The organism is Pedobacter westerhofensis, assembly GCF_900182595.1.
Lineage (GTDB): Bacteria > Bacteroidota > Bacteroidia > Sphingobacteriales > Sphingobacteriaceae > Pedobacter > Pedobacter westerhofensis.
This window is the reverse complement of sequence record NZ_FXTN01000016.1, coordinates 1-24,923: the sequence shown is the minus strand read 5'-3', so window position 1 is coordinate 24,923 and position 24,923 is coordinate 1. Positions and strand designations below refer to the sequence as shown.

Below are 24,923 nucleotides of genomic sequence, written 5' to 3'. Positions count from 1 at the left end.
TATTTTTTTTAGAAATAAAAATTATTATAAGTTGCTTGTTTTCAGTCAATAGCAATATTTCATTTTGATTTTAAATCTTATTTTTTGATGATTTATAAAATTTTTGGTGTTGTAACGCTGTATTTTGATGTTAATTTATGATGAACCAAACGCATTTTTTTGTAAAATCAGGGCTGATGCACAATAAAATCTTAATCTTACGTTCATCCGGAATTAACATCTTTTTATATTCTCATTTGCTATTTTTAGCGCATGAAATCTATTGCCCTTTTCCTGATCTGCTTTTACTCCTCCATCACTTGTTTTGCCCAGAAACCGCAAGCAGACCCTCAGTATAAATTAATTAGCGGAGGCGATTATGTGGCTTCCAAAAATTACTATTTGCTCACGTTGTTTGGCCATATTCCCGAACTGAAGAAATTGTTGTCAGCTGATCAGGTATTATCAAAAATTGGAAACGATAAACAGGTTGAACTGGCGGAGGCTGTCAAAAACTGTGGTGAAGATATTGGCTGTTATATCAGGGCAGCAGAGTTCTCTGACGACGACATCAAACAGGTAGGCACAAGACTGGGGGAACTGTACCGGGCAGATAATGAATTAGGCAAACTGGTTAGCATGCATCTGGTTCCATCGGGCTGCTACAGCTTATATGCGGATATGGATAACCGCCAACTGCTGATCAAAGCCTGGGAGCAGGATGCAAAAGCAGTTAATCACACCAATGGTGTCTATAACGGCGGACAAAAGCCAAACTATCCTGCGATCGATTCCATTAATTTCAATATCAGGGATAAAAGCTATCCGGAGCTGATTGCTCTAAATGCTGCGCTCTCGTTAAGCGAAGCTAAAAAGGATAACCTGTTTTTTTCGCCCGGGCTATTGTTTGCTTTACATGGTCTGGAAATGAACGAGCGTAACCAGGTAGCTGATGCCGAGCCGATGACAGAAACGGTAAACAAGGCAGCGCTGGAGTATGCGAAAAAATTAAAATGGTCGCGGTATAAATATACCCTCATCCTTGTTCCCGGAGAGGGACCGGAGGAAAAAGATGTCGCTCTTAGTGCTGGCGGAATGCTAAGATGCCGGCTTGCGGCATTACAGTACAATAATGGCGCTGCACCTTTTATTATGGTTTCGGGAGGATGTGTGCATCCTTTTAAAACCAAATTTAACGAAGCGCTGGAAATGAAGAAATTCCTGATGGAGGTACTTCATATACCGGAATATGCAATACTAGCGGAACCGCATGCCCGTCATACCACTACAAACCTGCGTAATTGTGCGCGACTGGTTTTCAGATATGGTTTCCCTATGGATAAACCATGTATCACCTCTACCGCAAAATCACAGAGCTACTATATCACAGATGTGGTGCCGGCACGATCCAAAAAAGAACTCGGTTATAGCCCTTATCTCAATGGAAAGAGACTGTCAGACACTGAAGCAGAATTTTATCCGCTTCCGGTATCGCTGCAAATCGATTTCGATGAGCCAATGGATCCCTGAGCGGAATCGATATGTCTGTCAGTGGTGTTTAACCTATTCTTAACATTAGGGTAATCTCATGAATATACGATAAGCCTACTTTTGACCGCAAAGGGGAGGTTGAACAAATATCATGATGGACAAAGACTTATTTCAGGAATTCTACCAGGAACATAAGAAAAGTGTTTTTGCAATTGTGAACCTCCGTCTTCCTGATCTGGAAGATGCGAAGGATGTGGTGCAGGAGATATTTATCGAGTTATGGCTCAAAAGGGATATGCTCCATACGATCCGCGATATGCAGCCCTACCTGTATGTGCTCGCCAGGAACCAGGTGATCTCTGCTTTCAGAAAAAAGAATATCCAGCTAAAGAACGAAGGCATCCTGCTCGAAGGATTAAATCAGCTTGATCATTCTGCTGAAGAAAATACAATGGCACGTGAACTGCACCAGCAGATCAATGTGATCGTAGACCGTCTTCCGGATACTACCCGCCAGTGTTACCAGCTGAGCAAAAATGAGGGGAAGAAAAACGGGGAAATCGCTGACCTGCTTAATATTTCAGAGAAAACAGTACGCAATAATATTTCCGAAGCGCTAAAACGATTAAGGATCATCTTAAAGGAGAACCACCCTGAGATATTCGCATTATTCCTTTTTCTGCTGAAATAAAAACCTGCAGTCCTTAACGCTGATCAAAGCTTTATAGCTGATCAAAGAATTTCTGCATCAGTTTAAAATAATTCTCAAATGCAGTTAGCGGAAGCGTTTCTGCCCGGTCATATATGTCATGATATGCCCTGATGCCTCCCTGGGTATAAATAAAGAAACTGGGAACGCCGCGCTGATAGAACCGGCAATGGTCGCTGTTGCAGGATTCTCCGCGGATATCCACCTTAGGCAGTAGTTTGTAGCTGTCATTGAGTTTCACGAGCTGATCAAACCTGTTTTTGTAGATGCTGCCGTTAACCACCCTGATTCCCTCTTCGCCAGTCCCGGCCATGTCGAAGTTTGTCAGGAACCTGATCTTTTTCAGATCAATCAATGGCTGGTCAACAAAGGCCTGTGAGCCCAGCATACCAATCTCCTCACCTGAAAAGGCAATAAATACCATCGTATATTTGCCTGGATGTTTGCTGTAATACCGGGCCATGCTTAACATAAGCGCAGTACCGCTGGCATTGTCGTTCGCCCCCGGAAAATAAACCTTCTTGCCCATCATGCCCAGATGGTCGTAATGCGCGGTTATCACAAGCATAGAATCCGGCACCGCAGTACCTTTAACTATTCCTCCTACATTCCTCGGCTGGTAATCAGGAACCAGGTTGGCCTCAACCTCTATATTGAGCTCATGAATACTTTTCAGGTCGAGGCCCGTTTTATTGATGGTGATTACCGGCCTGCTGCTTTGGTAGGTTTCTGTAGTCCATGTGAGCTTGTCGCTGGTAAAGATCAGCAATCCTTTAAAAACAAGCTGCTCATCGTATTCCAGGCGCTGCACATTTTCTTTAATACGCGAAGTTTCTTCTGGTGTTTCATTTACGCCTGGCCTGTTGTCCAGTAAAATAAAGGCGTCTTTAGCTCTTAAAGCTAATATAGCTGCTGATTCAGCGGAGAGCAGTTCATGCCTGCCTGCCGTGATAACGTTAAACTTTCCTTTTACAGAAGGACTGGAGGCACTCACCAGATAGTCCACTGCAGTTTTGAGCGTATTCCGGTCCAGCTGAACAAATACTTTTCCCGGAAAAGTATTTACCGAAAGGTGGTAGTCCTGGAAATAAGATCCTGAATTGAAAGGGATCAGGCCGTCCTTCGCAAATTCTCCGGCAATAAATACCGAAGCTTTTTTTGCTCCGTCTTCTACATAACCACGTCCTTTAAACTCAGGCGATGCCAGTTTCTTAACGATACTGTGCCCATAATCGGCAACTTGCGCTGATACATGAACAGCAGCCAGCAAACAAACTAAAAAAGTTGCCTGTAGGTGTTTTATGAATGGGTTGAACATAATCGTCCTAAAGATATGGATTGGCCGGAATTTTTACCGTATGAAATCCTGCCGCTTCCAATTGCAGAATTTCTTCTTCGGAAGGCATTTCTTTATAAATAATCGTACCTAAGGCCTGGCTGCAGATCAGCCCAAGTTTAACAAGTGTATCAAATATGCTCTTCCTGAATTTTAATTTACGAAACTGTGGATTACTACTTTTTGCGGGAGCAGTTTCAGCTCCCTTGAAATAGAAATTAGGATTGATTTTTTTGAATGCCACAAAGGGTAAATTTATGCCGGCGGCTAATTTTTCAAACTCCCTCTCAGAAACTTTGTATACAAAATTTCCAACCGGCTCATAGGAAAATCTGTTTTTCCAGATTTTCCCTGCAGTCTTATCGCCAATTGCAGAAAGAATATTTTTCATAAACAATAATGCGGGCATCTTTGAAATGGGATCCTGCGGTTCAATAATTACAACACCTTTTTTTGCTACCCGCAACATTTCGTAAACGGCCATATATGGTCGTGGAAAGTGATGATAAGATTCTTTGCATAAAACGTAATCAAAAGAGTTGTTCTCAAATGATAGTTTTTCGGCATTTTCAGCAGAATAGCTGTTTACAAAACCTTCTTTTTGGGATACTTCAAGAAAATCACTGTTGAGGTCACTTGCATGCGCACTGTGATCTGAACTGTTATTGCAAATATAATGCGCGTCCAGTCCGTATGCATCGCCCACGGTCAGCCAGCTTGCCACAGAAGCTGAAAGCAAAGGATCAACACAGGAAAATAGTATTTTCTGCAGCCAGTTATTAATGGTATTCTGGTCTGAGCCCTTAAATTTTTGAAAATAATCCTTTTTTAATTCTTCAGTCGGGAAATGCGTATTATACCACGCACTATGTTTGTTATAACTATCTTCCTGAAACATATACCTTTTGCGAAATTGTTGAAAACAAATGTACTTTTATTTTAATTAAAATCAATTTACTTACACTTTGACAGTTGAAATTCTTTTTTCGCTGTAATTGCAGGCCACCATTTCTATAATACTGATTGCAGGTTTCCCTATATCATCCTGGGTGCACAAAAACCTAATCTAAACTTAACAATTCCTTAAAGGACATTCTGTGTTTGAACGCGAGCTCTAATAAAGCACAGTTTTGGACGATCATATCAAATCTTTATTTAAACGTTACCAGGAAGGGACGGCAACTGCAGCAGAACGGCAGTTGGTAGAAACCTGGTTTGAAAGCCACTATGGGCAAAAAGGCAGGATGCTAAGCCGCAACGAGGAAACTTCGGTATTCGAAGACTTAGATGCAAGGATCTCGGCGATGCTGGCTGATGAGCCTGTAATCACACGGAAGCTGAACTTCCGCTGGATGCAGGTGGCTGCGATGTTCATTGCACTGCTGGGATCAGGCCTTTTCATCAGGAATAAGTTCAGCAAAAAAACAATACAGCCCGAAACTTTTACCGAAATCAGGTCGCTGAAAGGTGAAAAGAAAGAAGTCACCTTAAAAGACGGAACTACAGTATTCCTTAACTCAGGTTCAAGTGTGTTCATCTCTTCGCGTTTTGATGCACAAAAGAGAGAAGTGAAATTAAGTGGTGAAGCTTTTTTCCAGGTACACCACAATGCCAGTAAACCTTTTATCATTCATTCCGGCAAACTGCAGACCACTGTGCTGGGCACATCATTTGATATCAAGGCCTATCCGGAAGACGAACATGTAAAAGTAAGTGTAGCCACGGGCAGGGTAAAAGTAGAGAAACCAGACGCAGCAAAATTATATGCAAAAGCACTTACACATAACCAGGCGCTGGTTTATGATAAAGTGAAAGACAGTCACCGATTAACTACCGTGAATATCGATTCTATCAGTGCCTGGCGTACCAATCATCTGAATTTTGATAATGCTTCTTATGAAGAAATTGCCAGGATGCTCAGCCGCTGGTACAATCTTGATGTTACACTCAACGCAAATCACCGGGACACCAAACGGTATACCTTAAGTTTCTTCAATGAACGGCCTGATAAGGTGCTGAATGTGCTGTCTGCACTGACGGGCATGACTTATACTATGAACGGAAGAAAAGTAATAATTAATCCAAAAAATCAATTTTAAAACTCCTTGTAATCTTAAATCAAAAAATGCGAAAATTTTATCTGATCCCTTTTTCGAGGTGGGCTAAACTACTCTTAGCTTCCATCTTTTTCATCCAGTTTAGCCTTCCGGGTTTTGCAGCAGAAGCACAAACGATGAACAATACCAATGTTTCTTTCACTGCAAAAAACCTGACACTAAAAGAGGTTTTTAAGCTGATCGAACAAAAATCAAGTTTCCTGATCGGTTACGATAATGTAATTGATACTAAAAAAAGAGTTTCAGTAACTGTTAAAGACCAGTCGGTCTATGCTGTTTTGAGATCACTTTTGAAAGACTACAAAGGCAGTGTAACACAAGTGGACAATAACCATGTGCTCATCAATGTAGAGAAGCAAATCAAAGTTGCTGTAGCCCCTGTGAAAAGCACTAAGCCTGCAGTAGATGTACCAGTTTCAGGTACGGTAACGGACATGAACGGTATCCCGCTTCCGGGCGTAACTATTATTGACATTGCCTCGGGCAGAAAAGTAGGTACTGATGTAAACGGTAAGTTTGCAATCAACGCCACTTCAGGTGCTAAACTGAGCTTTAACTATGTTGGTTATGACAGGGAAGATGTGCTGATCAATGATCAGAGAGTAGTAAACGTCAGAATGAAGGAAGCGAGCAACTCTCTTCAGGAAGTTGTAGCGATCGGTTATCAGAAAGTGAGAAGAGCCGATGTAACAGGTGCAATCAGCAGCGTAAAAGCTTCGGAACTGAACTTGTCGGCCCCAACTGTAGGACAGGCATTGGTAGGTAAAGTTGCCGGTGTACAGGTTTCCCAAACCAGTGGTGCTCCATATGCAAGTACAAAAATCCGTGTTCGTGGTATCGGATCGCTAAACGCAAGTTCAGATCCTTTGTATGTAATCGACGGATATCCTGCAGGAAATAACGTATTCGTAAATCCTGAAGATATCGAGACGATCGATATCCTTAAAGATGCGGCTTCGGCTGCGATCTACGGATCAAGAGGCGCCAGTGGTGTAGTATTGATTACTACTAAAAAAGGAAAAGACGGTAAAGGCAAATTTGAATATGATGTTCAGATGGGCGTATCTCAGTTAGCGAAGAAAATTAAATTGTTAAACGCTACCCAGTTTGCCGAACTGACAATAAATTCACATAATAACGCCTATAAAGATTTAGTAGTCAATTCAGGAAAAACATGGACAGATGCCATGTACTCAGATCCCAACGCTACAAGGGTTGCGCTTGTAGGTAACAGCGGATCTGTAAGTATTGATCCTGCCCTTTATAACTTTGCTACCCAATCACTGATCGCACCAACTACCAACACAGACTGGCAGGATGAGTTATACAGGAATGCATTCTTTCAACGTCATAACCTGTCATTCTCCGGCGGATCTAAAGACATCAAGTATTTTGTGAGCAGCGGCTACCAGGATCAGGACGGTATTGTTACCGCCACGTCCAATAGAGTAGTAAATTTTAGGACTAACGTTGAAGCGAATGTGAGCAAACGCATGAAAGTGGGCGCAAACATTGCATACACGCAAACTAACGGACATGAAGTTGGTGAAGGCCGTTTCAGCCCGATGATGTCTGCCTTGCTTTATCTGCCTTATTTGCCGGCGCGTGATGCAAATGGCGTTCCTATTCAATATGCACAGAATGCCCTTGCAACACAATATGGTTACCAGGGAATTGAAAACCCGATTGCTTCTGCAGAACAGACACAGATCACAAGACAGGGCTACAGAAATAACTACAATGCCTATGCAACGTATGATATCATGGATGGTTTAACATTCAAAGCAAACCTGGGTACGCAGCTTTACAATGAAAAATATGATTATTACCTGCCAACAAGTTTAAGTAACGGCGGTAGCAATCCCCCATATTCTGCATCATCTATTGCTGCGGCAAATGCGCAGGCAAAAACACTTACACAGTTAGACAGGCTTGCTGAGTTCACGCTGAACTACGACAAGACTATAGGTAAACATCACTTCAATGTATTGGGAGGTTATTCTGCCCAGGAAACCAGCAACGATTTCATCTGGTTAACAGCCAAAGGTTTTACAAATGATAACGTTCCTGAGATTACGGCCAAGGGTGCTGATCCTTCGCTGTTTACATTATCGGATGCTTACAAAGACAAATCTACTTTACTTTCTTATTTTGGCCGTTTCAGCTATAACTACAACGGTAAGTATTTCCTGACGGGCTCATTCCGTAAAGATGGTTCATCAAGGTTCGGTGCTTTAAACAAATGGGGTAGTTTCCCTTCAGTGGCAGCAGGCTGGACATTGTCTCAGGAAGACTGGTACAATGATTTCCTTGGTCAGCAATCTTCTGTTAAAATCAGGGCTTCATGGGGCTTAAGTGGAAATAACAATATCGGACAATACAACTCAGTGCAAACGCAGGGATCACCAACCGGTGTAGTATTTGGTTCGGGAGTATCTTCTGCGGTTTATCCAAACACGATCAAAGATGCCAATATCGGTTGGGAATCTACCCAGCAATATAACCTGGGAACTGATATTTCAGTACTCAAAAACCGCTTGTCCTTCAGTGTTAACTATTACCTGAGCAGATCTTATAACCTGTTGTTCCTTCAGCCAATCTCTGGAGTATCCGGTTATTCAAGTATCCTTACAAACTTAAATGACAGTAAGGTTCAGAACAAAGGTCTCGACTTCCAGCTGGACGGAACTATCATTAAAGGCAGGGACTTTACTTTTGGTGCCAGCGGTAATATCTCATTTAACAAAAATAAAGTGTTAGACCTTGGAGGTGCCAGCACGATATATACTACAGGTGCTGAACGTTCTTACCTCACTCACGTAACTGCAGAGGGACAACCAATTGGTATGTTCTACGGTTACAAGGTGCTGGGAAGATTAACTGCAGACAATGTGGGTAAAGTAGCATCTTCATCTGCTTCAACCAACCCGGCAAAAATAGGCGACTTATATTTTGAAGACGTAAACAAAGATGGTGTGGTAAATGATTCTGATAAACAGGTAATTGGTAGTCCATACGCTAAATTTACTTATGGTTTTGCCTTGTCATTCTCTTACAAATCATTCGACCTCCGTACTTCATTCAATGGTTCGTACGGTAACAAAGTGTTAGACGGACAGGATTATTACCTGTACAACTTTGAAGGGTCAGGAAACCAGTACGTTGAAGTTGCTGACAGGTATGTTTCTGAAGCACAGCCTGGAAGCGGTTTGAATTATCGTCCGTCACGTGGCGGTACGCAAAGTAACAGTACAAGGCTTTCTTCTTTCTACCTGCAGGACGGCTCTTATCTGAGAATGACCAACGCTACATTGGGCTATAACATTCCTAAAAGCCTGAGCGACCGTTTGAAAGTCCAGAATATCAGGGTTTATGGTTCAGTAGACAATGCTTTTACACTGACAAAATATAAAGGTTATAACCCTGATGTAGACTACAATATTGCAGCAACAAACAGCAGCACAAAAACCAGTACAGCGAATTTAGCACCAGGTGTTGATTACGGAAACTATCCTTTGGCAAGAACTTTCACCCTGGGACTTAAAGTAACATTCTAATCATCGGTATAAAAATATATAACAATGAAAACACAAAAATTTACAATCATATTCCTTGTCGCGCTGATGACATTCACTTCCTGCAAGAAGAGCTTTGTAGAGCAGACAGACCCCAATGCAGTACCGGTGTCTGATTCATTCAAAACTGAGAGCGATGTGCTCCTGGCAGTGAATGGAGCATATGCGGCACTAAGATCTTCAGATAACATTGGAGAGGGCAGCGGCCTGTATACTGATGAGCGTTCTGACGATACCGGCAGAGATGATGCACAGTCAAATGCCGGTGAGCCTTTCCAGTTCGGAGACTTTAGCCTTCTTCCGGGCAATACTTATTTAAAATCACACTGGCTAAACCTGTACCAGGCCATTACAAGATGTAATAATGTTACTTTTTATATTGATAAAGTTACATTTGCAAGTGCTTCAACCAAAGGACAATACCTGGCTCAGGTGAAGTTCTTAAGGGCACTGATGTACTTCCAGCTGGTTAGAAAATGGGGTCCGGTACCAATAGTAACAGTTCCCCTTATTTCTGCTGCTGACGTTTCTACCTATACTTACAGGCAATCAGAAGCTGCGGTATATGCACAAATCGTAGCAGATTTAAAAGATGCATTAACAAGTGATCTTCCCAACCTGCAAACAGGTGCAAATGCAGGCCGCGTTGGTAAGGCTGCCATCAATGGCTTGCTGGGCCAGGTTTATTTAACCATGGCTTCTACACTTACTGATGGTAAAGCAGATAATCTGACCAATGCAAATACTTATCTTACTGCCTGCTACAACATGCGCCCGTTCACTACACTGTCTGCTATTCCATATGCAGATGTGTTTGATGTAAATAAGAAAACTGCAACCAATGGTGAAGCTATCTTCGAAATTGTAAACCTTCAGGGAAATGTGACGTATAGTTCCAGTATTGCAGCCAACAACCAACCTTTGGGCGAAACGATCAACTCGCTGAAGGTAACTCCAGGCGTAGGCGGAAACGTAACAAGAGATTTGGTTAACGACTATGAAACCAATGATCCCCGTCAAACATTCTCTGTGAAATATGCTGCTGCAACAGCAGTTCTGGATTATTTTGTGACTAAATACCGCGACGCCACTGCAACTGCAACTGTCAACGGTTATGGCGGAAACAACACGCCGATCATGCGTTACGCAGATATCATCCTGCTGCTGGCAGAATGTAATGCCAATCAGGGCAATACAGCTTTGGCTATCCAATATTTAGATATGGTACGTGCCCGTGCCGGAGTGCCGCCATACGCAGTAGCAAGTGCAAATCCAGCATACAGCTCAAAGTACCCAACTTTAAAACTGGCGATCTTACATGAGCGCAGGGTAGAGCTGGCATTTGAGCACACACGCTGGTTTGACCTGATCAGAACATTTACAACAGCTGAACTGGTAGCTTTCTTTAAAGCAAAATCACAATCTACATTTGGGTTGGCAAAGCTGGCTAACTTTACAACCAAAGACAGGTATTATCCTATACCTCTGGATGAATATAAGCTTGATCCTGCAAGAATGTACCAGAATCCTGGTTACTAATCCTATCAGGAGCTTTAAAAGGAGAAGAAACCCGCGTTCTTCTCCTTTTATTTTTTAAATTTCATCAGACTATATTTGTATTTTATTGGTTATGACGCCTGCATAAGATTTTTTATATCTTTTGTCAAATGTAATCTTATGCAGGTTTCAGCCATAATTCCCGTTAGTTCAAACATTATGAAGCATTTTCTTATTGCCCTGTTATTTTTGCCGCTCATTTCAATCGCCCAGTCTGCCAGTCCCAAACACACTGTCTCCGAAAAGGTCAATGTGTTTCTGGGCTCATCAGGAGATCACGGACAAATGACACCTGCTGCTACTTACCCTTTCAGTATGCTGAGTATAGGTCCCCAGACCTATCCCAAGCTGCATGCAGGGTATGAATATAAGGCAAAAACCTTCCTTGGTTTTACACATAACAGGTTTGAAGGTGTGGGCTGTCAGGGCAGCGGCGGAAATATACTGATCAAACCTTACCTCGGTAATAATCCATCGGCTTCTGCCTTAGTCAAGACTGCAGAATCTGCTGCTCCCGGTAATTATCAGGTGTCCTTTTCCAATAAAATCAAAGCAGCTTTTACGGTAGTGGAAAAACAGGGACTGGAACATTATGATTTTCCGGCAGGAGAGAAGGGGTTTTATTTCGATCTGAAACATACGCTGGCCAATCAGTTTGTAAGCGAACAGCATGAAGTTGGCGGACAAAGTATCAGTGGTTATATAGAAGCAAAAACTACATGCAATGTGGGCACATACAAAATTTACTATTATATCACTATTGATAAACCCGTAAAATGGGCTGACAGTGCGAACCATAAGTTAACCGCTACGCTGGATGCATCAGAGAGCAATGCTGAAATCAGGGTGTCATTTTCGTCAGTGGATGTGGCGCATGCTAAATCAGCCCTGGACAAAAGGGAATTTGTCCAGATGCAAACAGCCAGTACGCGTGGATGGGATGAAGTGCTTAATCATATCTATGTGAAAGGTGACGCAGAACGTGAAAAACTTTTTTATTCTTTGCTGTACCGTACCATGCAATCTCCCTATGTAATCTCTGAGAAGGACGGCAGCTACCGCGCAACAGACGGCAGTCTGCAGCATTCAAAAGAGACCATGTATAATGGCTGGGCGATCTGGGATAATTACCGTACGCAACTGCCTTTGCTGGCAATAGCCCTACCTGAACGGTACAAAGGAATTACTGCTTCTATTTCCAATCTGTATGCCTTTGGAAAAAAAGATTATGCGACGCAGCATGAACCCTCAAATACGGTAAGAACGGAACATGCGATTGTTGTGCTTCTGGATGCGTACCGGAAAGGATTTAAAGTGGATTTTAAAGGCATATGTGATTCCCTGATTAAAGATGTGGACCGTTTGGATTACAGTCATCCAGAGAAAGCTTTAGAATCGAGCTACGATGCCTGGGCGCTGTCACAGATCCTGAAAGTGCTGAAGAAGGATGATCTGAGTGCTAGATACCTGAAAAAGGCTGCGGAGTACAAGACATACTGGAAGAAGGACTTTGAAGATGTGACCAGAAGAGATGTGGACCAGGTTTCTGCCAGAGGTTTGTATCAGGGTACTATCCTGCAGTACCGCTGGTTTGCCCCATTTGATTTAAAGGGATTAATTGAGCTGATGGGTGGTGATGCTGCCTATATCAGACAGTTGGATCATTTTTTTGAAAATGATCAGTACAACCATGCCAATGAACCCGATATTCAGGCACCTTATATGTATAACGCCTCGTCCCAACCTTTTAAATCGCAGGCACTGGTACATAAACTGGCCGTAGATACTGTAGTGCAGTATTATTTTAATGATAATAGCAGAGGTATAGATCCATTCATAGACAGAATCTATAAGAACAAACCCGATGCGTATATCCGCACGATGGACGATGATGCCGGGGCAAACTCTGCCTGGTTTGTATTTGCTGCATGTGGGTTCTCTCCGGCTTGTGTGGGCTCGCCGGTTTATTATTTGAATGTGCCACTGTTTCCTACGGTCTCATTTGCATGGCCAGACGGTAAGGTATTTCATATCGCTACCAAAAACTATAGTGACCAGCATCCTTATATCTCAAAGGTAATGCTGAATGGCAAGATACTCGACAGGACCTGGATTACGCATGAAGAGATCATGAAAGGAGGGCAGCTGGTCATTACCGCTTCAGAAAAGCCTTCTGAAACAGGTGTAAAAAATACCTGGGTATCTGACATGCGTAAATGATCTGTTTAAATAATATCATATAAAGAAACATAAGTTTGTTTAAATCTGTATAATTGCTATATTTGATTAATTAACAGATTTTTATGTACAAGAAGTTGTACAGGTCAACTCTTAATATTCTCTTTATGGGAAATAGTTTAATGATGGAAATCACTACTTATACCGCCTTTAGGCAACACTTAAAGTCATTTCTGGATAAAGTCCTCTTAAGCCGTTCGCCATTATTTGTTACAAGGACAAATGGTGAAGATGTAGTAGTGATGTCTAAAGCAGAATACGACAGTATGCAAGAAACATTTTATCTGCTGAAAAGCCCTAAAAATGCGGCAAGACTGCTGGAGGCCTTAAGCGATTATGAGAAGGGTAAAGGAATTGAAAAAAAGCTTATTGAAGAATGAAGCTAATTTTTCTGGGTCAGTCCTGGGAAGATTATTGTATTGGCAGAAAACGGATAAGTCAATCCTGAATAAAATCAATTCCTTGTTAAAGGAAATTGGAAGAACTCCATTTGAGGGTACTGGTAAGCCTGAACTATTAAAATATAATCTCAATGACTGTTGGTCGCGCAGAATTAATCCCGAACACCGCTTAGTTTATAAACTTGACGGAGAATCGATTGTGGTACTGCAATGCAGGTAGCACTACTGAGAGGATAATGATCCCTCGTCACCGGGAGCAAAAATAGCTGTGTCTGATTGAGGCACAGCTATTTTATACCAGATTATAAGCCTGGGCAAACCTGACCGCATCATAGTTGTTCTTAAGCCCCAGTTTATTGCGCACATTTCTCCTGTGCGTATCAGCGGTTGCTACAGAAATGAAAAGCTTTTCGGATATTTCTCCGGAATTCATCGCCATTGCCATACATTTTAACACCTGAACTTCTCTTTTGGTGAGCCTGGAGAACAAGAGATTATTCTGGCGTAAAAAGCTGATTTCATCCATTAAACGGCTTACCTTTTTTGTGATGTGATGTACCGGATCCAACATCCCTGCAACAGTAATTACATGTGTAACTTCACCTGCATCATTGCTGGCAAATACCTTTGTATTGCTCACATATAACTGCCATTCCTCATTTAGCGGAGTCTTCACCTGCTGAAAGTAGGATATTTGCTCATTGGTATTCGTCTTGATAATGTGCATGAGTTTTGGCACGTATTCATCGCTGTCTTCGGTATTGAAGTATTTTACATAATACTGCTCAGGCCCTAATTCCTGTAGTTTTTCGAGGGTGGTGCCCAGGGTCTCCAGTCCGGTACTGTTCATGTATACAATTTCAAGTGTATCTGCCCGGTGGATAATCAGGGCTGCAGGCAGATCATCAGCAATCTTTTTAATATTAGTTAACCGATGTTCGAAACTATTGGATGAGTGGGAGCGTTCCATTAGCATTGAGTTTGTTCTGCTAAAATAACTAATGTTTGCTTATGTTTAGTTTTAATTTTAACAGACAGTTTTTTGCATTGTGCTAAAAAACAGAGCAATATCCCTGATTATGCGATGCGTTTCCCAAGTATTTTAAGGCTTCTCTCTTCACCGTCCAGCACCGCAATATCCGGTAATGTAGCCCAGTCCTCAAATCCAAAATGCCTGAATAATCTGATACTGGGCTCATTATGTGCGAAGATGAATCCCAACAATGTTTTAATACCGATTTCGCGGGCCTGATCTATCGCGTAAGCCAATACCGCTTTGCCATAGCCTTTACCTCTCTGCTGTTCATCCAGATATACGCTCATTTCTACGGTAGAATTATAGGCAGGCCTTCCGTAGAACGACTGAAAGCTCAGCCATCCGATAATCTGATCAGCTTCATCTTCGATTACCCATAATGGGCGTTTATCCGCGGAGTGATCTTCAAACCATTTCATTTTGCTTTCAGGAGTTACCGGCTCTGTATCCGCAGTAACCATTCTGGAGGCAACAGTTGAATTATAGATTTCAACGATTTTATTGAGGTCTGACAATTGAGCGTCTCTGTATTGAAGCATGGTTGGAGTTAAATAGAAAACCCAAAGCTATTATTTAGGGCATTCATATCAAAGCAATATTATCATTATCGCCTCTATAACCCTTATTCATGGTGAATGATTTGAAGAGCCCTACTGCAGCGTATATGGCAGTTATCTGAGTCATGCATGCTTTTGTAAGAATGCATACTAAAATCATAACAAACGTATGAAACAACTATAGTTGTTAAACCATTGATAAGGGGTTGGTAAGGCTTTGATAAGGTGTTGATAAGCAATATTAGCTTATCAACAGCTTAATAACTGCTTACCAATTACTTATTAATAATTTCATCTATATATGTTTAAAATAACTTTACTATTGTTTCTTTAAAAAGGAATTATGAACTTGTATACAATTAATCATATTGTTAAACTTAATATTATATGTTATGGGAAAGCTAATAAATGGGCCCATGGGCACAAGCGTTGGAAAATTAGGTGGCGTGGTCACTTATCAGTTGAATGGACAGTGGGTGACAAGAATGATCGGTGTAGTAGATCACTGGTCTGAGGCACAATACGCCGTACAAATGAGAACGGCGTTGATCACGGCGCTCTTAAAACCAGTTAAGGATGTCATCCGCATTGGTATGAAGTACAGTCCGAAGCCCAAGAAAACCTGGACAGCCTATACAATGGCTACTTCTTCAAATAATCCCGGAGCGATTATGGGCGAGTATCCTAAGCTGGAGATCAATTATGAAAAGGTAATACTTTCAATTGGCGATATACCTGTTCCGTTGAATGCAAAGGCAGAACTGAAAGATGGCCGTATAACATTTAGCTGGGAAGCAGATCTGGAGACAGATGGTACTGATGAAGATGACCGGGTAATGTGCGTTGCTTATTTCCCTGAAAGCTTTCAGGCCTTCAATGTTATTAGAAATGGAGCCAGAAGGGAAGAAGAGCAGCAGATCATCAAATTACCATCGTTCACTGAAAAGATGAACATTGAAACTTATATGTGTTTCGTGTCTGATGACGGGAAAAGGGTTTCAAACAATATCTATCTGGGGCAGATAATCTGGGATGAGGAGTAGGAACCATGGGAATTTTAATAAAAAAAGGATCATTAGGGACTTTCTCAGGACGGGTTGGGAGCCTTGTTGTCAGCAAATGGCGGGATAAGACAGTTGCGAAAGATCCGCCTGGTAAGCGGAAAAAGAAAAGGAAAGTAAAGGGTGAGACTCCGCCAAAGCAGGAACAAAGTCTCAGACTGGGACTTGTTACACACTTTTTGTCTCCGTTCAAGGAATATATCAGGATTGGACTGGAAAGAAAAACGAGAAAAAATCCTGCTTTTCAAACTGCGGTTGAACGGAATTTAAAGAAGGCTGTTCTGGGGAAGTATCCGAATTTCACAATTAACTATCAAAAAGCTATTTTTAGTGAGGGGGATCTTGATATGGCCTGGGGGACTACACTTGAACTGACTGGGCCTATGGCTTTACGCATAACCTGGGAAGTGCCCGAAACATCCAAAATAAAGCTTACCGGCAGGGATGAAGCCTGTTGTATGTTATACAGTGAAAAAAAGCAAAAGTTGGTGACTCTGACTGGAGAAACAGCTTATCGCGGCGATTTTGAAATGCGTGCGAACTTTAGTCAGTTGTTTCTTGGCCATACACTCCATGCCTGGATTTTCTTTGTCAGTCCTGACGGGAAATCTGTATCCAATACCCGGTATGCAGGAACAGTTCAGGTTCCGGAAAAGAAAGTTGCAGCTCCGGCAATACAAGAAACCTTACCCACGTAGTTTTACTTTGAGCACACTTGCTGCATTGGTATAACCGCCTTCTGAGCCATCTACAAAATGTATATGGTCATCCTGCAGATCGCGCACATAACAGGACATGACAGCATCTGTGCTTACATACATACCAAACTTAATGATGCCCTGCTGTTCCAGCTCATCTAAATTTCCCTGCAGCTGCAACCTTTGTTTTTCCGTTCCTGAGATGACCGTGTTGATTCTTCCATCGATCACAAGCGTGTCAGACATGTTGACCAAACGTGTGAGATAGTCTTTTCCTCTTCTTGTCTTAAAATAAAGATGGCCTAACAAATGGGTGAACCATTCATAAAACTTTTTGAAGAAGTTACCTTCCTTTAAGGTCGCGCGCATCTCAAGTTCAATCCGGTTAAAGGTGGTTTTCAGTTTAAGTTTATTGATAGATATCGGCTGCCGTTTTTCGGGTTTCCCGTAAATCTGGTCGAGCAATAAGATTACTTTCCGAAATGCTTCGGCCTGTTTTACATTTTCTCCCGCTACGGCCAGCAGCGTGACTACTTCATTATGGTTTTCAGGCGGAGCAATCTTATCCCATCGGCAGGACATCCCCGTGAGGTCCAGTTGCGTCTGCTGAACGGCCCGGTCAGGATACAGGTAGTCGTCGCCCTTAATCAGTTTTTCAGCATAGCTTAAACCTGTGCCGAGTACAACCGGGATATACAATGTTTTGGAACTTTTAAACTTACTGATGCGCAGTTCATGCCCCTCCTCATAGATCCTGTTTACCGGTATCGTACCTGCACGAAGGTCGATATTAAAGTTTTTCAGGGTATTCTCTCTGAATAACAAAAGTGCGCTCATCGCGCTGTCAATGATTGCAGGCGGAACGATAAAAGTAGCGCCATCGCCACCAAAGAAAAACGGGATGGTAATATTTGCCCTGAAAGTAACATTGAGTACGGTTACGATACTTCCGGTAGCGATCAGGTTTACCGTTTCATGTTGCCCGTTTTGAACAGAAGCGGTAGAATTTCTGATGTCTGTGATGATCACATGCCAGTTCTCGGGGACCTGATGAAAAAGGCTGTCGCGCGACAGCAGTTCCTGCAGGGGAATCTGATTTTCCCTGAGATCGGAATAGAACTTTGCATTGGGACTTGACATCGGCAGGACGGTCTTTATTAGATTGCAGGTACTGCCTGTGAAAGTTCACAGGCAATATCCCGGGAGTTATTTTATGGCAACAGGTACAGACAGGTTTTCCCAAACCAGTTCGAAACCTTTAGGCGTAACCAGGTATTTCAGGCGTTCTTCCAGTGCGGATGATTGCGTGGGAGTAACAGTAACAGTAAGCACATCTTTGGCAGGTACACGGGTTGTTACTCCGTCGTGCGTGGTTCCCCACTGACCGGTTTCAGAATTGAAAATAATCCTCCAGGTTTTTGCTCCCGGAATGGTATAGATACTGTAAGAGCCCGCATCAAGTGATTTACCTTCAACCGTAATCTTTTTGTCTGTTGTAAACGTTGTAGCTTTATTTGCGCCCGCCCGCCATACAGAATCGTAGGGTACCAATTCGCCCCAGATTTTGCGTCCTTTCACACCAGGGCTGCTGTATTCAATTGTGATGTTTGCACCGTTGACAGTACCTTTAGCTGTTGCTGCGGGGCTGGGCTGATTTTGTTTTGCCCATATCGCGTAAGAGATTACCAGCAAGGCAACAGTCAGTAGCCCGGCTTTTAATTTTGTCAGTTTCATGAGGTTTTTATTTAGTTGGCATAAAAGTAAATTTAAAACCAAAAAATTCAAATTATACTTTACACACTAAAGTATTAAACCAGTGAAGTTGCTTCTTCAGCCTCAGCTGGCACAACTACAGCTGCTGCTCTTAATTTAAGGTCGTGATTGATCCTGTTGAACATGGCTTTTCCCTCCGGGTGAACAGTCAGGATACCATTTACCTGATCGGCTTCGCCATTGGCCAGTTTAGCATTTAAGGCTTCAACATCCTGTACGGTAAGGCTGTTATTCTCGAATTTGTCTGCCCAGTATTTGATGAATTTAGCAACACGTTGTGTTTCTATTTCATCCATGATAGGGCTGATGCTTTTTTTCAGTTCATCTGCTTCCTGCATCTCCTTTGTGTAAAAAGGATTTAGCGCTTTGATAAAAGGAAAATTTTGGCTGGAAGCTCTTCTAAGTACAATAATCAGGTAAGGGACAGCAAGGATGATCACAATCGCTGTGATGATTTGAGTAGAATTAAAATTCATTGAAGGTATGTAGTTTATATGGATTGATTAGTAGCTTGTTAAACGGGTAATTTGCAGCGGCAAAGGTACAGGAAGTTTATTAATATTTGATGTTATAATTCCTGATCTGCATTTTGATTTTACCCGTTTTGGTTTCCATACTGCGCATTTTCCTACGGTCGATCGTGGTGCCCTTTCCCATGAAATTAAGCGGAATCTTTAATTTCTCTATGGCAAACGTAGCTTCTACGTAACTTGGAAGGATGTCTTTCAGTAATGCGTAGTTCATCAGCAGGCTGTAAGATCCTTCCTTGCGGGTGTTAATTTCTGACTGTACAATGCGGACGGCCTTTGTATCCATGTAAAGCGTAGCAAGGGCGAGATCAGACTGATTGGTGGTAGGGATAATATTAATCACCTTCACCTGCCTGCCGTTTAGCCTTTCAATGCCCCTGTCTACCGTGATAAAGGGGTATTTGAAAATTTCAGACAATGAAAAATCAAGTCCCCGTTTCGGAAGCATTACAAAATCTTTTGACGTGAACATCATTTTCTTTCCTGTGGCATAACTGATGTTCGCCGTTTTGGTTGGCATCTTGATAAAAGGCACATCAAGATCCAGTATCAGTGATGCAGAAAACTGTTTCACTGAGTCCATACGCTTTTTGATACGGAGCAGATCCGGATCTATCTGTTGTGCATGGGCAAACTGTGTGGCAAATACTAAAAATATGAATAGCGTCCTGATCATCCGATGTCTTTTTTGTGGAATACATATGTACCTGCTGCTGCAAAAGCAATGGTATATAGTATGAGTATAGCATTATTAATAAAAATCTGGTTCCAGTCCAGCTGGTAGTAGAAAAGCTGCTGCCAGGTATCGATCAGCTTTGGAAAAAAGTAAGTGTTGATCAGGGGAACTACGAAATCAACCTTTAACAGGAGTGTAGTGATAATCAGGAAAACGGCTGCCGCAATCCATGTTTTTGCTGCTTCCTTGATAAAAATGGCGAGGGTAAGACTGGCAACACAATAGAACACCATCGTCAGTGCCCCTGAAGCAAAAGCCCAGCAGATCCGGTGGAAAGCATCCTCAGCTTCAAAGAAGTTAAGTGTATTAAGGTACACCACCAGATCTCCGGTTCCGAAGATAGAATATGATAAAATAAAGGTACTTAACATCATAAAGCCGATCACCAGCAAAGTAAACAGTACGGCGATAATATATTTTGATAAGATGAACTTCCACTTATCAACGGCCTGCAGCATGACAGTCTGCATTGTGCCATCTTTATATTCATCGGTTACGATACCTGAGGTAACGATCATCAAAATCAGAGGAACGTTAAACCAGAGAGAATTGAGCACAATGTACATGATCAGGTTTCCGTTTAACAGGCTGCCTTCAAAATAAAAGGACTGTTTAAGGTTGTCGAGCAGCAGATCAAGGATGGTGCTTCCCTGAAAATAGGCGGTGATCAGGATCAGCGTTTCGATCACCATGATCGAGCCCAGTGCATAGTAGGTTTTGCTTTGTTTAACAAGCTTTAAAAGTTCGGCTGACAGCAGTAATCTCATGAATGGGCCTTTTGAATTAGTTGTTCCAGTGTTAAGACAGGTGTGCAGGCGGTTACCTGGATTCCTTCGCTGAGAAGCGCTGTCAATAGAGAGGGGATGTCCCTGGCATCGCAGACCACCCTGGCATCATTGGTGCCCATTTCTACCTCATAATTTTTTAAGGTTTCTGAGCGCCTGAGGTTGGATGCTGTGATGCTGAAACTGGTAATATGTGCATTGATCAGTTCATTGGTTGTTCCTGAGTTGACAATTTCGCCCTTTTCGATTACATAGAGGAAATGACAGCATTTGCTGATCTCGCCCATCATATGTGAAGACAGCAGAATCGCAATATTTTCTTCCTCTGCCAGTTTTCTGATCAGGGCGATCAGTGAAGCAACACCGATAGGATCGAGCCCCGAAAAGGGTTCGTCGAGCACCAGGCATTCCGGATCATTGATCAGTGCGATAGCGATGCCTAAGCGTTGTTTCATACCGAGGGAAAAATTCCTGACAGGGTCTTTACGGTCCAGCGGCAAGCCTACTTTTAATAATGTTTGTTCAATGGCCTGTTTATCTGTTGGCGCTCCCTGTATGCCCGCGAAGATTTTGATATTATCATATGCGTTCAGATAATTATAGAGCCCCGGGCGTTCGATGATCCCGCCCACAGGTTTAGAACGTTTGGAATTGATGATCACTTGTCCATGATCAGGCTTTACGAGCCCGCATAAGATCTTGAACAGCGTGGTTTTGCCGGCGCCGTTTCTCCCCAGCAGCCCGCAGATTTGTCCGGGCGGGATATGAATTGATACGCTGTTCAATGCTTTTCCGGAAGGATAGCTTTTACTTAAATTAGTTCCTGTAAGCATTATTCAGCTATTTTATAATTGATGCCCTGTTCGCGGAAGTTGAATCTCGGCTTGTAATATTTCTCCAGAAAGGTACGTGAAACAAATGATTTTCTGAAGAGGAACAAGGGGTCCTGAATCATAAATTTAGGGATGAAGTGGTACCATTTGATACCGATCCTGTGGTAATAGTTGGTCACTTCCTGTTCCATCCCCAGTTCTTTTGCTGCAACCATAAAAGCAGTGCGCTGACATTTTGAGCCTGTATAAGGGTTGGCCAGCTTGGGACTGAAGCCGTGCAGGTACAGGTTATCTTTTATCCTTTTATAGTTTTGGAAGCGGGACCATGCATCCATGATGACCAGGAAGATGTGGGTAAAGGCAAACAATACGCATCCGAACCAGAAGATGATAAAAAACGGAGACTCTTCGACGTAAGCATCCCTGAATTTTGTCCAGTAAAACCAGGACTCCATGACAAACAGGATTACAGAGAAATGAAGCAATACCCCTACATTCCAGTAGGAAGTGGTGATACTGGGCTGTTTGGGGAGTTTATCATGGTTTACTTTGCCTCCCGGGGAGACTGCACGATTCATTTGCTGCATTAACTAATATAATATTTTAAATATCAAAAACTGAGGCCAGGATATACTTTTCCTTCGTCTGGAATAGCTTTTTAAGTATGGCTGATTACATAACGGAGTATAATATTACAAAATTACTGAATTGCTGCTTGTATTTAATTTGGAATACAACGCCAAGTTTTGACAAAAGCATCCTTATGCTCGCTAAAACGAATATTTTTAAGAATTAAGACATTATTAAGGAGTGATTTTTTTTACGTATAAATGTCGTGACATGAAGAGGTGTTGTTTTGGGATTATTTCGGAATCATACCGAGCTGTTGCATAAATTCCAGGTTATCCATAAAGTCTTGCTCCTGTGCGATTTTCCCATTTTTCATTTTTACAAGTGTAACGCCGTCAATGTTTACTTCCTTTCCGGTAGCAGGTATTCCAAAAAAATCGCCCGTATGCTGCCCCTTGAAGTTCCAGTGTTTTACGATTTTGTCGCCCTGACCAAAAACATCTGTGATGGTAAATGTAACGTGTGAGAACCCAGTAAGATAGTTTTGATAGTAAGCTTTAAATTCTTTGATCCCAACGATGTTTTTGGGGTTGCTGACGAGGGTTATATTGTGATCAAAATTAGTATCATTGATAAGGTCTATTTTTCTTTTGTTTATGATTTCGTCCCAGGTGGAGGTGTACATTTTCAGGTTTGCTTTTAATTGCTTGTCGGCTGTTTCCAGCCGGAGGTCATCAGCTGAAGGTTCGTTTTTACAGTTGGTTAACAAAACCGATAGCAGTACCGAGATGGTAAGTAGTTTGAGAGTTTTCATTTGAGAGGGGGGAGTTAATTTGGTGGTAACAAATTAAGAAATAATCACTTAGCCCACAATAGCTGTTGTAATTTTATTCTTAAGCGTTGTTTTTATCATCTTTGGTTTTTAAAACAGGTGATCATGATAAAATCGATTAAGAATGCTGAGCATTATCTATGGGGCGAGGGCTGCGATGGCTGGCATTTGCTGAAGAGTGACAGCTTAAGTGTGATTCAGGAGAGGATGCCTGCTGGTACTGCAGAAAAGCGGCATTTCCATAGCACAGCGCAGCAGTTGTTTTATGTGCTGTCGGGGACGGCGAATTTTGAAATAGAGGATAAGATGTTTTTATTGAATTCAGGGGAGAGCATCCATGTGGAGAAGGGTAAAAAGCATTGCATTGCAAATCAGGGTACAGCAGATCTGGAGTTTTTGGTGGTTTCTGAACCAAAATCGCATGGGGACAGGACGGAGGTATAGCGGTTCCTTTTCAGAAGGATATACATATTAAATAATATGCTGTTAATCTTCATCTCATATATAAAGGTGTTTTTTGTATATGAGAAAAACGATTATTGTGCTGCTCGCACTGCCCATATTCCTGTCTGCTTACGTATCTGAACACATCATGATGAGCTTATCCAGGGCTACGACAGTAGATTCACTGGGTGCATGTCAGGGGATCTCTTATCAGAATGGACGTGTTTTTTTGTATGGAGACCGGGAGGTAGGAATGATCAGGGAGTACGCTATGAAGCGGGACACCCTGGTAGATCTGCATAAAGAATTCAGGTTGACCATTGAGGGGAAAGATGTAATCAATCATCCAACTGGTATTGCACAGCATGCCGGCAAGCCCAGCTTTATAGGTAATTCAGTAAAGCCAGATGTACCGGGCGGTAAATGGAAAGCGATAATTTATTGTTTAAACTGGGAAGGGCTTTTAAAAACAGGTACCCTTGACGGTAATCTGATCCGTACCATTGAAGATGATGCCTGTATCCAGGGGACAAGACCGGAATATGTAGAGTATAATAAAAAGTGGTATGTAGCTACTGCAGATTATGGAAATAACGGGAACGAGGTAAGGCTATATGATCCGGAAGCTTTAAGTAAAGCATCTAAAACGAGTGAAAAAGGGGTGTTATATAAAAAGTTTAGCTGTACACCGTGGGTCCAGAACCTTCATTGGATTGCTGATAAAGGAATTATCGTACTGATCCAAAATCAGGTAGAAGGCCGTAAATGGCACTTTACCTATGTCGACCTGAAAAAATCAATAGCCTCCGGCAAGCAGGTAGTAATTGCCGAGGCAGATACTGATAGGGCTGATGAACTGGAAGGATTTGCTTTTACCGGAAGTTCAGGAGCGGGTATTGCTGTCACTTCTTCGAAGGAAAATAATGTGAATTATATGCAGGTGAAATGGTAATTGATGAAGCCCGGCCACAGTAGTATATCCTAATTGTAATGCATAGCCGAATATAGGTGCGCATGAATTTTTTCATACACCAGGTTTAGCTGATCTTTACAACAAAAATCAAACTAAAAGTCTAATGTATAATATTGGTGGCAGTAATAGAACGGAAATATCACAACAAGAACGGACCAAAATGAATGTTTATATTATGCACGAGTTAGAGAAAATGTCTTCCGGTTCATATTCTAATCAGAGTCTCAATACTCCGAATAAATTACGAACGTTTTGAAATACCCCAACTAATGGAATTAAATATAATAAAGTTAAGTTTAGGTAGCATACTAATAATTTTCATTTTTAATTCATGTACAAATCATAATAGTAAGATCGCTAGACATGAGTCAACTGTAAAAAGTACAAAAGATACCTGCCTGAAAGTGATATGGGTTCAGATCTTATATTCAAAACAGGGTGTAAAAATTGTCATCACGAAGATGAGAAGAGATTGTACCCACAAGTTCCAACCTATTCTGAAGTGTCTGCAGTTGATAGTTTGACATTAAGTAACTACATTTTTCAGTCTAGACATGGTGGTATGTACTTGAAAGATCCTGTTTTAAGAGAACACGGGGGAGTGTAAAGCGAACTGTGTCAACACCACTTCTTCCTAGGTGGAGGCGGTCAGCCTCCACCTAGGAAGAAGTCGCCGAAGGCTTTAAGTCGTT

At 42.0% G+C, this 24,923-nt stretch carries 24 protein-coding genes; 12 read left to right on the top strand and 12 right to left on the bottom strand.

Annotated elements, in window-relative coordinates:
- Positions 1 to 252 precede the first annotated feature (252 nt).
- Together FN831_RS25080 and FN831_RS25075 are read left to right on the top strand one after the other, a co-directional pair.
- On the top strand, positions 253 to 1,509 hold the full coding sequence (locus FN831_RS25080; RefSeq protein ID WP_142530964.1) for a YdcF family protein: 1,257 nt from the start codon (positions 253 to 255) through the stop codon (positions 1,507 to 1,509).
- Between the two features lie 112 nt (positions 1,510 to 1,621).
- The gene (locus FN831_RS25075) at positions 1,622 to 2,161 is read left to right on the top strand and encodes an RNA polymerase sigma factor (protein WP_142530963.1); all 540 of its coding nucleotides are present in this window, start codon (positions 1,622 to 1,624) and stop codon (positions 2,159 to 2,161) included.
- Positions 2,162 to 2,192: 31 nt separating this feature from the next.
- Here the strand turns inward: FN831_RS25075 and FN831_RS25070 are convergent, their stop codons facing one another.
- Positions 2,193 to 3,497: a M28 family metallopeptidase gene (locus FN831_RS25070; RefSeq protein WP_142530962.1), complete on the bottom strand. Its 1,305-nt coding sequence runs from the start codon at positions 3,495 to 3,497 to the stop codon at positions 2,193 to 2,195.
- A 7-nt stretch (positions 3,498 to 3,504) separates the two neighbouring features.
- On the bottom strand, positions 3,505 to 4,413 hold the full coding sequence (locus tag FN831_RS25065; protein WP_142530961.1) for a class I SAM-dependent methyltransferase: 909 nt from the start codon (positions 4,411 to 4,413) through the stop codon (positions 3,505 to 3,507).
- A gap of 232 nt (positions 4,414 to 4,645) precedes the next feature.
- Here FN831_RS25065 and FN831_RS25060 point away from each other — a divergent pair, with 232 nt between their 5' ends.
- From FN831_RS25060 to FN831_RS25035, 6 genes are all read left to right on the top strand, one after another.
- On the top strand, positions 4,646 to 5,614 hold the full coding sequence (locus FN831_RS25060; RefSeq protein ID WP_142530960.1) for a FecR family protein: 969 nt from the start codon (positions 4,646 to 4,648) through the stop codon (positions 5,612 to 5,614).
- A 26-nt stretch (positions 5,615 to 5,640) separates the two neighbouring features.
- The gene (locus FN831_RS25055) at positions 5,641 to 9,189 is read left to right on the top strand and encodes a SusC/RagA family TonB-linked outer membrane protein (RefSeq protein WP_221931407.1); all 3,549 of its coding nucleotides are present in this window, start codon (positions 5,641 to 5,643) and stop codon (positions 9,187 to 9,189) included.
- A 24-nt stretch (positions 9,190 to 9,213) separates the two neighbouring features.
- Positions 9,214 to 10,746, top strand: coding sequence for a RagB/SusD family nutrient uptake outer membrane protein (locus FN831_RS25050; RefSeq protein WP_142530959.1), 1,533 nt, complete (start codon positions 9,214 to 9,216; stop codon positions 10,744 to 10,746).
- Positions 10,747 to 10,923: 177 nt separating this feature from the next.
- Positions 10,924 to 12,984, top strand: a complete 2,061-nt coding sequence (locus FN831_RS25045; RefSeq protein WP_142530958.1) for a glycoside hydrolase domain-containing protein — start codon at positions 10,924 to 10,926, stop codon at positions 12,982 to 12,984.
- A gap of 125 nt (positions 12,985 to 13,109) precedes the next feature.
- Positions 13,110 to 13,382 (top strand): type II toxin-antitoxin system Phd/YefM family antitoxin, encoded by a 273-nt coding sequence (locus FN831_RS25040; protein WP_246101755.1) that lies wholly within the window; start codon positions 13,110 to 13,112, stop codon positions 13,380 to 13,382.
- Positions 13,339 to 13,623 carry a Txe/YoeB family addiction module toxin gene (locus tag FN831_RS25035; RefSeq protein WP_317132115.1) on the top strand — a complete coding sequence of 95 codons (285 nt, stop codon included), beginning with the start codon at positions 13,339 to 13,341 and terminating at the stop codon, positions 13,621 to 13,623. The genes FN831_RS25040 and FN831_RS25035 overlap by 44 nt, the downstream gene beginning before the upstream one ends.
- A 72-nt stretch (positions 13,624 to 13,695) precedes the next feature.
- Here the strand turns inward: FN831_RS25035 and FN831_RS25030 are convergent, their stop codons facing one another.
- Positions 13,696 to 14,373 (bottom strand): response regulator transcription factor, encoded by a 678-nt coding sequence (locus FN831_RS25030; RefSeq protein WP_185960601.1) that lies wholly within the window; start codon positions 14,371 to 14,373, stop codon positions 13,696 to 13,698.
- Between the two features lie 107 nt (positions 14,374 to 14,480).
- Positions 14,481 to 14,978, bottom strand: coding sequence for a GNAT family N-acetyltransferase (locus tag FN831_RS25025; protein ID WP_142530956.1), 498 nt, complete (start codon positions 14,976 to 14,978; stop codon positions 14,481 to 14,483).
- Between the two features lie 410 nt (positions 14,979 to 15,388).
- Here FN831_RS25025 and FN831_RS25020 point away from each other — a divergent pair, with 410 nt between their 5' ends.
- Both FN831_RS25020 and FN831_RS25015 read left to right on the top strand, forming a co-directional pair.
- Positions 15,389 to 16,039 carry a DUF6266 family protein gene (locus tag FN831_RS25020; RefSeq protein ID WP_142530955.1) on the top strand — a complete coding sequence of 217 codons (651 nt, stop codon included), beginning with the start codon at positions 15,389 to 15,391 and terminating at the stop codon, positions 16,037 to 16,039.
- Between the two features lie 5 nt (positions 16,040 to 16,044).
- The gene (locus tag FN831_RS25015; protein ID WP_142530954.1) at positions 16,045 to 16,755 is read left to right on the top strand and encodes a DUF6266 family protein; all 711 of its coding nucleotides are present in this window, start codon (positions 16,045 to 16,047) and stop codon (positions 16,753 to 16,755) included.
- On the opposite strand, the gene FN831_RS25010 is transcribed toward FN831_RS25015, so the two are convergent.
- The 8 genes from FN831_RS25010 to FN831_RS24975 all read right to left on the bottom strand — a co-directional run bounded on the left by FN831_RS25010 (position 16,744) and on the right by FN831_RS24975 (position 22,796).
- Positions 16,744 to 17,895: a DUF3095 domain-containing protein gene (locus FN831_RS25010; protein WP_142530953.1), complete on the bottom strand. Its 1,152-nt coding sequence runs from the start codon at positions 17,893 to 17,895 to the stop codon at positions 16,744 to 16,746. The genes FN831_RS25015 and FN831_RS25010 overlap by 12 nt on opposite strands.
- Before the next feature lie 66 nt (positions 17,896 to 17,961).
- Positions 17,962 to 18,489, bottom strand: a complete 528-nt coding sequence (locus tag FN831_RS25005; RefSeq protein WP_142530952.1) for a DUF2911 domain-containing protein — start codon at positions 18,487 to 18,489, stop codon at positions 17,962 to 17,964.
- Positions 18,490 to 18,563: 74 nt separating this feature from the next.
- The gene (locus FN831_RS25000; RefSeq protein ID WP_142530951.1) at positions 18,564 to 19,004 is read right to left on the bottom strand and encodes a hypothetical protein; all 441 of its coding nucleotides are present in this window, start codon (positions 19,002 to 19,004) and stop codon (positions 18,564 to 18,566) included.
- A 79-nt stretch (positions 19,005 to 19,083) separates the two neighbouring features.
- Positions 19,084 to 19,734, bottom strand: a complete 651-nt coding sequence (locus FN831_RS24995; protein WP_142530950.1) for a hypothetical protein — start codon at positions 19,732 to 19,734, stop codon at positions 19,084 to 19,086.
- Positions 19,731 to 20,561 carry an ABC transporter permease gene (locus tag FN831_RS24990; protein WP_142530949.1) on the bottom strand — a complete coding sequence of 277 codons (831 nt, stop codon included), beginning with the start codon at positions 20,559 to 20,561 and terminating at the stop codon, positions 19,731 to 19,733. Before FN831_RS24990 ends, FN831_RS24995 begins: the two co-directional genes overlap by 4 nt.
- On the bottom strand, positions 20,558 to 21,412 hold the full coding sequence (locus tag FN831_RS24985) for an ABC transporter ATP-binding protein (RefSeq protein WP_142530948.1): 855 nt from the start codon (positions 21,410 to 21,412) through the stop codon (positions 20,558 to 20,560). The genes FN831_RS24990 and FN831_RS24985 overlap by 4 nt, the downstream gene beginning before the upstream one ends.
- Complete coding sequence (locus tag FN831_RS24980) at positions 21,412 to 21,999, bottom strand: hypothetical protein (protein ID WP_246101753.1); 588 nt, start codon at positions 21,997 to 21,999, stop codon at positions 21,412 to 21,414. Before FN831_RS24980 ends, FN831_RS24985 begins: the two co-directional genes overlap by 1 nt.
- Positions 22,000 to 22,274: 275 nt before the next feature.
- Positions 22,275 to 22,796, bottom strand: coding sequence for an ester cyclase (locus FN831_RS24975; RefSeq protein ID WP_142530947.1), 522 nt, complete (start codon positions 22,794 to 22,796; stop codon positions 22,275 to 22,277).
- Between the two features lie 123 nt (positions 22,797 to 22,919).
- Here FN831_RS24975 and FN831_RS24970 point away from each other — a divergent pair, with 123 nt between their 5' ends.
- Entirely contained in the window at positions 22,920 to 23,258 is a 339-nt protein-coding gene (locus tag FN831_RS24970; RefSeq protein WP_185960600.1) for a cupin domain-containing protein, read from the top strand.
- Positions 23,259 to 23,337: 79 nt separating this feature from the next.
- Positions 23,338 to 24,210, top strand: a complete 873-nt coding sequence (locus tag FN831_RS24965) for a hypothetical protein (protein ID WP_142530946.1) — start codon at positions 23,338 to 23,340, stop codon at positions 24,208 to 24,210.
- The last annotated feature ends 713 nt before the right edge of the window (positions 24,211 to 24,923 follow it).